Consider the following 8,765-nt stretch of genomic DNA (forward strand, 5'->3'; position numbering starts at 1 on the left):
CATATGGGTCATCTACAATATGAATGAATTTCTACTCCTGCAGGAGTAGAGGAGGCGCAAATGACCGTGAAACACAAGAATGAGGAAACGCACATGCTGAGGAAGACGGGGAGGCGTCTTGCCGTTGCGAGATGCCCGCTCTACGAGCAGGTGAGGAATGTGCTGGTCGAAAGGCTTCGGCATGGGGACTGGCATCCCGGCGACAGGCTTCCGACGGAGTCGGTGCTTGCCGAGGAGCTCGGCGTATCGCTCGGCACGCTCAGGCGAGCCGTGGAGCTTCTGGTTGAGGAAGGTGCGCTCATCCGCAGGCAGGGTGCGGGCACGTTTGCGGCGACCCTTGCGACGGTGGCCGAGGAGAACAGGTTCCAGCCCTTCGAGAGTTTGGACGGCAGCACGCGTTTCGACTTCAGGCGGCTCGTCTTGCTTGAGGAGGCGCCCTGTCCGGCGGAGGCTGCGGCGGGGCTCGGGATCCGGGCGGGCGACACGGTGATCCACATGGTGAGGCACATGGTCAAGCGCACGCCCGAGGGCGAGCGCATTGCGGCCTCGGACGAGATCTTCCTGCTGCCCGAATTCTTCCCCGGACTCACGGCCGAGCGCTACCGCAGGGGCTACAGGCCCGACGACTCGATCTACAGGTTCTATGCGCGCGAAATGGGCGTGGTGATCACGAGCCAGCGCTGCGCGGTGAGGTACGAGTGCGTGAAGGGGAGCGAGGCCGTGCGGCTCGCCGTTCCCGATCCGATGCCCGTGCTGAGGTTTGCGCGCATCTCGATGGCCTTCGGGCACCTGCCCGTCGAGTACCGCATCTACAGGCTCGATGCGGAGAATTCGCAGATCTGCTTCGCGCTGCCGTAGGAAGGCACGTTTCTGAAGGGGGGAATGGAAAACGGCCCGGACGCCATACAGGCGACAGGGCCGTTTCTCAATGTCGAAGGTCTTTTCGCGGCGGGGCCTTACGCGGCCTCGCCCTCAAGCTTTTCCTCAGGCTTCGCGGCCTTCGACGGGGCCGCGCACGCTTTTTTTGATTCGTCCTCCTTCTTGGCGGGGGACTTGCCGAAGACGTAGAGGGAGCACATCACGCCCACGAGCAGGATCGTGAAGCCGATGACCATCGTGATGGTGGGCCATTCGCCGCGCCAGATGAGGGCGTAGACGACGGCGGAGATGCTCTCGAAGACGATGAGCTGGCCGCCGAGGCCGGAGGGCAGGCGCTGGGACATCTGGTTCCAACAGAGCATGGCGACCCAGCTGCAGAGCAGGCCGATCATGAGGGCCACGCCGAGGAAGCGCAGCGGCGTTTCACCGAGAAGCGACACCGAGGTGTCCATCCAGCCGCACGGCCAGGCGAGGATCGCGAAGGCGATCATGACGACGGGGAGCACCGTGACGCCCTGCAGGGCCGTCCAGGCGGACGAGCTGTGCTTCGGGTGGGCGAGAAGCCATTCGCCGTTCATGATGGAGAACCAGGTCCAGGAGATCACGGCCGCGATGCCGAAGAGCACGCCGATCCAGAAGTCGAGGCCCGTGGAGCCCGAGGAGGTGATGTACTGGAATTCGGTCCAGTTGGCGATCACGAGGCCGAAGAAGATGAGCACGAGCGGCGGCGTGATGGAGCCCCACGAGAGGCCACGGCCCTCGCGCTGATAGCGCACGTTCGCCACGATGGCGACGAGCACGGGAATGACGGCCATGAACATGCCGGCAAGCGGAGCGCCCGACATGCGGATGCAGACGGTGATCAGGCTGTAGAAGACGACGTTGCCGAAGAAGGGAAGCCGGAAGGCTTCGATGATGTCGGGCTTCGTGAATCGCTTGAGGTCCTCCTTCATGAAGAACATGAAGGGCAGCGACACGAGGCCGAAGGCGATGAATCGCCCGAGGGCGACGAGAACGGGGTTGTACTGCGGTAGAAGAAGGGGCGCAATGTAAATGAGGCCCCAGAGAGCACCCGCAGCGATGCCAAGCAAAACGCCGATGAGCATGGGTTGACGATTACCGGTGCTTGCGTCCGTCTTTCACCCGGACGCGGTCCGTAACGGGCGACTGGTGTGAAAGGGATGGCGCCGCCCGTGCTTGACCCGGGTGGGCGCGCCCGCGCTCCTTTCGGAACCCGCCTGACGCTTCCCCGCCGGGCTGCCGGGAAGGTATCTTTTCCCGGCGCGACCGCCTCAATCCGCAACAGCCTTCTTCTGGTCTGAACGGCTGTTCAATGCGCTTGTTTTGGTCAGCCTCATGCTAACAAAAATGCGGGAAATACGCGAGATGCATTTAGGGGAAGTCCTTAGGTACTTCGCGTAATCCCTAGGGACGAGGGGATTCTGCTGATTTTTGGCGGAAAAGTGCAAAGAAAAACTCAGTAAAAATACGCAATCATGAGTCGAAAACGCAACTTTATTTCAAAGTGTAACGTCGGTTACCGTGAGGAAAGGGGCGTTGAGGGGTCAAAACGCCTGCGGCGTCGTCTTTCCATGTCCTGTCAAGAACTGTGGTAGTGACGTATAGGCCTGAACGGGAATTCAGTGGGAGGTGATTCGGATGCGGGTTTGTTCTCTCCCGCATTGCGCCTGTCGATAGTAGGATGATAACGAAGGGCGACAAAGTGCGCCCTGTGCTCGCCCGCGTCCCGTCGGGGCGAAGGGCGGAATCTCCGGATGCGGCCTCAGGAGAAGTCGGCTCGTCTGGAGTCAGTTTGAGGAGGAATTTACCATGACCGATCTTTCCCGCCGTCATCTCATCCAGGGTGCAGTCGCCGCCGGTGCGGCTCTTGCAGGCTCCACCGTCGCCGTCGCCTCTCCGAAGCAGAAGTGGGACGAAGTCGTCGACGTGATCGTCATCGGCTCGGGTTTTGCCGGTCTTGCCGCCGCCATTGAGGCGAAGAAGGCGGGCGCGAACGTCGTCGTTCTTGAAAAAATGGCCACGTTCGGCGGCAACTCGATCATCAACGGCGGCATTCTGACCGCCACGGGCTGCCCGCAGCAGAAGCTCCACAAGATCGAGGACTCGGTCGAGCTGCTTGAGAAGGACATTCTCACGGCCGGCAACTACATGAACTACTCGAGCAAGGTCCGCTATCTGGCCGAGCATGCGCTCTCCAACTATGAATGGACCGTCAAGGAACTCGGCGTGCAGTACCTGCCCGACGCCATCGGCCAGGAAGGCGGTCACTCCGTTCCGCGCTACGTCACGACGACGAACGGCTCGGGTTCGGGCATCGTTACGAAGGAACTCGACAAGTGCAAGGAACTCGGCATTCCGCTGCGCAACCGCGTGTTCGTCGAACACATCATCCGCGGTGACAACGGCGTCGAGGGCGTTCAGGTCCGCGAAGGCTACCGCTTCCCGAAGGCCGACTCTGGCAAGGTGAAGACGATCCGCGCGACGAAGGGCGTGGTGCTCTGCTACGGCGGCTTCTCCGCCGACGTGAAGTTCCGCATGTTCCAAGATCCGAAGCTCAACGAAACGCTCGATACGACGAACCAGCCGGGCGCCACGTCCGAAATGTGGCGTGAAACGTCCGCCATCGGCGCCCTCCAGGTCCAGAACGACTGGATCCAGTGTGGCCCGTGGGGTTGCCCGCGTGAAAAGGGCATGGGCATCGGCTGGCAGTTCAACCAGACGGCCGCCGCCGAATACGGCCTCTGGGTCAACGCCGAAGGCAAGCGCTTCGTCAACGAGCTCGCCAACCGCAAGGTCCGCGCCGACGCCATCATGGTCGAACAGGCCAACGGCAAGAAGTGCTTCGCCATCTGCAACGAACCCAACGTGCAGCCGCTCAAGAAGCAGCGCCCGGGCTTCCTTGAAAAAATGCTCGAACGCAAGATCGTCGAGAAGTACGACTCGCTCGAAGCCCTCGCCAAGGCCGCCGGCATCAAGGCCGACGCCCTCAAGGCACAGGTCGAGGAATTCAACAAGGTCGTGAAGGCCAAGGCCGACCCGGTCTGGAGCCGCTACATCAACAACGACCAGGTCCCGCTCGTCGAAGGTCCGTGGTACGTCTGCGAACTCCAGCCCAAGGTCCATCACTGCATGGGCGGCCTCGTCACGGACGACAACTGCGAAGTCCTCGACGTCCGCTCCGACAAGCCGATCGGCCATCTCTTCGCCGCCGGCGAAGCGACGGGCGGCGTGCACGGTGCAGTGCGCCTCGGCTCCGTGGCCATCCTTGACTGCCTCGTCTTCGGCCGCCTCGCCGGCCAGAAGGTCGCCGCCATCAAATAAGGCCTGACGCTCCGCCTCAGGGCGGAGCCCCCTGAACCCCGTCCTGCGCCGCAGCAGGACGCCTGAAGCGCCCGAAGGTCCCAGGCCTCCGGGCGCTCTTCATTTACGTCTCCCTGAACGCCTCCGAACGGTCCCGCCGAATCCGTCGTTCGAAAAATCAATAGTCTCTTGGGTAGGGCAGATATGCCTTGATTGAGGTAAACTATTGGGAAACATTCTCATGCAAGCGCGAAAAAAAGGAACGGCGGGGCGAAAGGCCCGCCGTGCGCAGGGAAATCCTGTGAAAAGCGAGGCGCGCCGCATGACGTCACAACAACAATGAGAAGACGACACAACATGACTGTGATGCACACCGAGGCCGAGCGCCTGGCGATGATCAGGGAGGCGCTCGAGCGCCTCACGGCGGCCGCGACGGGCCTTTTCGAGGACTGGCAGCAGGCGAGGAGCTTCCTCCCGTCGGGCTGCAGGAAGCTGATGGAGGACCTGACGTTCGAGCAGGCCTCCTGGCTTGGGCGCTTTGAGCGCGAGGCGGGCGAGGGCACGTCCTTTTCGGCGCTCGAGAGCTTCGAGGGCTTTGCCGCCAACGTGCGCAGGCTCGTCTCCGAGCACGCCGCGAGCCCGCTTGCGCTCGTGGGCGAAGTCTTTGAGAGCGACGACGAGGAGCGCCTCTTCTTCCGCCGCTGGAAGAACTTCCTTGACGCGGGCATCGGCACGATCGCGCGCAGCTTCGTGATCGACGACATCATCTTTGCGGGCCAGATCGCCGCGAGCATGCGTCTCGTGGGCCTGCTGCGCCGCATCACGGCCGAGTGGGCGCATCTCTCGCCCGAGCATCGCCACCAGCTCGGCATCGACTTTCGCGAAAACGCGCAGGCGCTGAGCGACGCCTACGGCACCGCCTCGAGCGCCGACTTCATACTGATGAAGGACCGCTGTGCCGACCGCCTCAAGGGGGAGTTCGAGGGCTTTCTCGAGGCGGCCGATCACCCCGTCGACGAGACCGACAGGGACGCCGTGATCTTCCGCGCCGCTTCCGAACGCTTCTCCAAGGGCGTTATCGCCACCGTCAAGAGCGTGGTCACGCAGTGCGAGCGCGGCGGCCCCGAGGCCGTGCGCGCCTTCGGGCTCACGCTCGACGCAGGCCGCATGTTCCTCGAGCTCCCGGGCGGCGACGAGACGGCAGAATACTGCCGCCGCACGCTTCTTCCGAGGCTCGAGCGACTCCTCGAGTCGGTCTGACCTCATCCCGGATCGAACAATGAGACGCCCGCAAGGACACGCGGTCCTGCGGACGTTCGTGCATCTGCCTTTCCCTGATTCCGGTCTCAGCCCGCGATGGGCGAGAGGCCGATGAGGACCGTCGAGATCCAGAAGGGGAGCGTCGCCATGGCGGCGAGCGTCTGGGCGGTCGTGACGTTGGCGACCGACGGGGCGTCGCCCTTCATCGAGGCCGTCATCACGTAGCAGCTCTGTGCGGTGGGAAGCGCCGCAAAGAGGATCGCGACGCCCGCCTCCACGGGGTCGAGGCCCGCGAGCGTGACGGCACCCCAGGCGATGGCGGGGACCGCAAGCAGGCGGCAGACGACGGAGGTCGTGATGAGCGCGAGGTGATCCCTGAAGTCATGGAGCCTGAGGCCCGCGCCGATGCAGAGGAGTCCCATCGCCAGCGAGTCGTTGCCCAGATGCGCGAGGAAGGTCGTGGCGGTCTGCGGGACCGTGAGGCCCGATGCCTTGACGAGAAGGCCCGCCACGGTCGCGATGATGAGCGGATTGGTCAGCACCTTGCGAAGCGTCTGAGAAGGCTCTGCATGGCGCTGTTGAGGTACGGAAATAGGATGAGAAAAAGCGGCCTGAAGACATCATGGCCTTCAGGCCGCTGCATGGACAGGCGGGAAGCTGCCGAACAGCGCTTATTCGGCGGCGCCCTCCTTCTTCCTCGGTGTGGCGGGTTCTTCCTTCACGGGATGTGCGGCGCGCCAGGCGGCGAGGTATTCGGCAATGCGGCTGATGGCCTCGCGCAGCTGGGGCTCGTGCGGCAGGAACACGACGCGGAAGTGATCGGGATGCGGCCAGTTGAAGCCCGTGCCCTGCACGAGCAGGACGCGCGTGGCTTCAAGGAGCTCCTTGAAGAACTGGCGGTCGTTCTCGATCGGGTAGATCTTCGGATCGAGCCTCGGGAACATGTAGAGCGAGCCCTGGGGCTTGACGCAGGTGACGCCCGGAATCTGCGTGAGGAGCTCCCAGGCGAGGTCGCGCTGAACGCGCAGGCGGCCGCCCTCGCAGACGAGGTCGTTGATCGACTGGTAGCCGCCGAGCGCGGTCTGGATCGCCCACTGGCCCGGCACGTTGGCGCAGAGCTTCATGTTGGCGAGCATGTTGAGGCCCTCAATGAAGTCGCGGGCGGGCAGCTTGTTGCCCGAGATGATCATCCAGCCCGCACGGTAGCCGCAGGCGCGGTAGGCCTTGGAGAGCGAATTGAACGTGATCGTGAGGACGTCGGTGGAGAGGCTCGCGATGGCGATGTGCTTCGCATCCTCGTAGAGGATCTTGTCGTAGACCTCGTCGGCGAAGATGATGAGGCCGAACTCGCGGGCGATGTCGACGAGCTTGAGAAGCGTCTCCTTCGGATAGACGGCGCCCGTCGGGTTGTTCGGGTTGATGATCACGATGCCGCGGGTCCTCGGGGTGATCTTGGCGCGGATGTCGTCAAGATCGGGCTGCCAACCGTTCTCCTCGTCGCAGAGGTAGTGCACGGGGGTGCCGCCCGAGAGGCTCGTGGTGGCTGTCCAGAGCGGATAGTCGGGCATCGGGATGAGGAGTTCGTCTCCTTCGTCGAGCAGCGCGTTCGTCGCGAGCGAGATGAGGTCCGAGGCGCCGTTGCCGAGATAAATGTCGTCGAGCGTCACGCCCCTGATGCCGAGCTCCTGCGTGTAGTGCATCACGGCCTTGCGGGCGGCGAAGATGCCCTTGCTGTCGGAGTAGCCCGCGGAGTTGGGCAGGTTGAGGATCATGTCTCGCTGGATTTCCTCGGGGACCTGGAAGTCGAACGAGGCGAGATTGCCGATGTTGAGCTTGATGAGCTGCTGGCCCTGGGCCTCCATCTCCTTGGCGCGGTCGACGATCGGGCCGCGGATGTCGTAGAGGACGTTGTTGAGCTTCTTGGATTTCTTGATGAGCTTCATGAGGTTTTCCGGCGGAGTTTCAAGCGGGGGAAAGGCCGCTCGTCAATGGCGGCGTCGAACTTCAAAGTGTACGCGCAAAGGCGACGCCGTGTGCGTGAAGGCGGCGTTTTGCTTGCATCCTGATGCAGTTCGGCCCGCCGTTTCGTTGAAAACGGCGGGCCGTCGTGAAGCCGGGAGTAGACGCGGTGCGTCGTGCGTGTCCAGAATTTAGGCGCGGGCGCGGATCCAGGCCTGGAGGTCGGCGATCGTGATGAAGGTCATGTCGTGCCTGCGGGCGAACTCGATGAGTTCGGGCGTGCGCATCATCGTGCCGTCGTCGGCCATGATCTCGCAGCACAGGCCGCAGGGCGCGAGGCCCGCGAGGCGGCACAGGTCGACGGTGGCTTCGGTGTGGCCGTTGCGCACGAGCACGCCGCCCGCCTTGGCGCGCAGCGGGAACATGTGGCCGGGGCGGCGGAAGTCCTCGGGACGGGCGTCGGGGCGAAGGGCGGCGAGCGCCGTGTGGGAGCGCTCGAAGGCGGAGATGCCCGTCGTCGTCTCGACGTGGTCGATGCTCACCGTGAAGGCGGTCTCGTGGTTGTCGGTGTTCTTCGCGACCATCGGCGCCAGGCCGAGCCTGTCGCAGAGCTCGCCCGACATGGGCATGCAGATGAGGCCGCGGCCGTGGACGGCCATGAAGTTGATGTTCTCGGGCGTGGCAAACTCGCCCGCACAGATGAAGTCGCCTTCGTTTTCACGATCGGGATCGTCGGTGACGAGGATGATCTTGCCGGCGCGAAGGTCTTCAAGCGCCTTTTCAATGGTGTCGAACGCATGGGTCATGACGTGTCTTCCTTGTCCGAAGCCAAGGGCTTCGGTTCTCTAGAGGATTGAAGGCGGGATGGGGAGCTTCCGCTCAAGGAAGAGACGAAGGCGCCCCGAACCCGGTGGTGGCCGAACGTTCAGGGCGACGGCAAAGGGCGCAGGCGCGGGCACGCGCATGCCGGACGCAGGCACGCGTCCGCCTTTGACCTGCATCTTCTTACATCCGGACTGTGACCGTCGGCCCAGGAGTTTCACCTGATCATGCGCTTCCCCTGAGGGAGAGGCGCTCGCGGGCTGTACCGCCGGTAGGGACTTTCACCCTGCCCTGAAGATTGCAGAGCGAATTTATACGGAAGGGAAGGGACGATGTCAAGAAAACGGGCGTTCGCGGAAACGAAAACGGGCGTTCGCCCGAAGGTGAACGCCCGTTTGAGGCTTGGATTCCGTTGTTCGAAACCGCGTGTTAGTATGAAAGCGGAAGCGCCGGAAACCAAAAAGAAAAAACACCCCCGGTAGGAATACTCGATTCCTATGTTGATGGGGCATTACTATGGACTC

At 63.3% G+C, this 8,765-nt stretch carries 6 protein-coding genes, 1 pseudogene and 1 riboswitch; of the genes and pseudogenes, 3 read left to right on the forward strand and 4 right to left on the reverse strand.

Annotation, left to right across the window (positions count from 1 at the left end; translation table 11 throughout):
* Positions 1-60 precede the first annotated feature (60 nt).
* A complete protein-coding gene (locus HMPREF9465_RS12535; protein WP_005436742.1) occupies positions 61-858 on the forward strand; it encodes a GntR family transcriptional regulator in 798 nt (265 codons plus the stop codon).
* 98 nt (positions 859-956) lie between these two features.
* Here HMPREF9465_RS12535 and HMPREF9465_RS10370 read toward each other — a convergent pair whose 3' ends face one another.
* Positions 957-1,985 (reverse strand): DMT family transporter, encoded by a 1,029-nt coding sequence (locus HMPREF9465_RS10370; protein ID WP_005436745.1) that lies wholly within the window; start codon positions 1,983-1,985, stop codon positions 957-959.
* Between the two features lie 724 nt (positions 1,986-2,709).
* Between HMPREF9465_RS10370 and HMPREF9465_RS10375 the strand changes: the two genes are divergently transcribed.
* Together HMPREF9465_RS10375 and HMPREF9465_RS10380 are read left to right on the forward strand one after the other, a co-directional pair.
* On the forward strand, positions 2,710-4,221 hold the full coding sequence (locus HMPREF9465_RS10375) for a flavocytochrome c (protein ID WP_005436747.1): 1,512 nt from the start codon (positions 2,710-2,712) through the stop codon (positions 4,219-4,221).
* A gap of 336 nt (positions 4,222-4,557) precedes the next feature.
* A complete protein-coding gene (locus HMPREF9465_RS10380; protein ID WP_005436749.1) occupies positions 4,558-5,460 on the forward strand; it encodes a hypothetical protein in 903 nt (300 codons plus the stop codon).
* Positions 5,461-5,546: 86 nt separating this feature from the next.
* On the opposite strand, the gene HMPREF9465_RS10385 is transcribed toward HMPREF9465_RS10380, so the two are convergent.
* The 3 genes and pseudogenes from HMPREF9465_RS10385 to ribB all read right to left on the reverse strand — a co-directional run.
* On the reverse strand, positions 5,547-6,053 hold the full coding sequence (locus HMPREF9465_RS10385) for an AEC family transporter (protein WP_081579497.1): 507 nt from the start codon (positions 6,051-6,053) through the stop codon (positions 5,547-5,549).
* Between the two features lie 78 nt (positions 6,054-6,131).
* Positions 6,132-7,403: a pyridoxal phosphate-dependent aminotransferase gene (locus HMPREF9465_RS10390; protein WP_005436753.1), complete on the reverse strand. Its 1,272-nt coding sequence runs from the start codon at positions 7,401-7,403 to the stop codon at positions 6,132-6,134.
* A gap of 225 nt (positions 7,404-7,628) precedes the next feature.
* Positions 7,629-8,225, reverse strand: a pseudogene (gene ribB / locus HMPREF9465_RS10395) (3,4-dihydroxy-2-butanone-4-phosphate synthase); the annotation flags it as partial.
* A gap of 189 nt (positions 8,226-8,414) precedes the next feature.
* Positions 8,415-8,544, reverse strand: a riboswitch (FMN riboswitch).
* Positions 8,545-8,765: the final 221 nt, after the last annotated feature.

Source organism: Sutterella wadsworthensis 2_1_59BFAA (genome assembly GCF_000297775.1).
Lineage (GTDB): Bacteria > Pseudomonadota > Gammaproteobacteria > Burkholderiales > Burkholderiaceae_F > Sutterella > Sutterella wadsworthensis_A.

Bases quoted from the DNA above. Each gene is read 5' to 3' on its own strand.
- HMPREF9465_RS12535 (WP_005436742.1), top strand. From the start codon at position 61: ATGACCGTGAAACACAAGAATGAGGAAACGCACATGCTGAGGAAGACG.
- HMPREF9465_RS10370 (WP_005436745.1), bottom strand. From the start codon at position 1,985: ATGCTCATCGGCGTTTTGCTTGGCATCGCTGCGGGTGCTCTCTGGGGC.
- HMPREF9465_RS10375 (WP_005436747.1), top strand. From the start codon at position 2,710: ATGACCGATCTTTCCCGCCGTCATCTCATCCAGGGTGCAGTCGCCGCC.
- HMPREF9465_RS10380 (WP_005436749.1), top strand. From the start codon at position 4,558: ATGACTGTGATGCACACCGAGGCCGAGCGCCTGGCGATGATCAGGGAG.
- HMPREF9465_RS10390 (WP_005436753.1), bottom strand. From the start codon at position 7,403: ATGAAGCTCATCAAGAAATCCAAGAAGCTCAACAACGTCCTCTACGAC.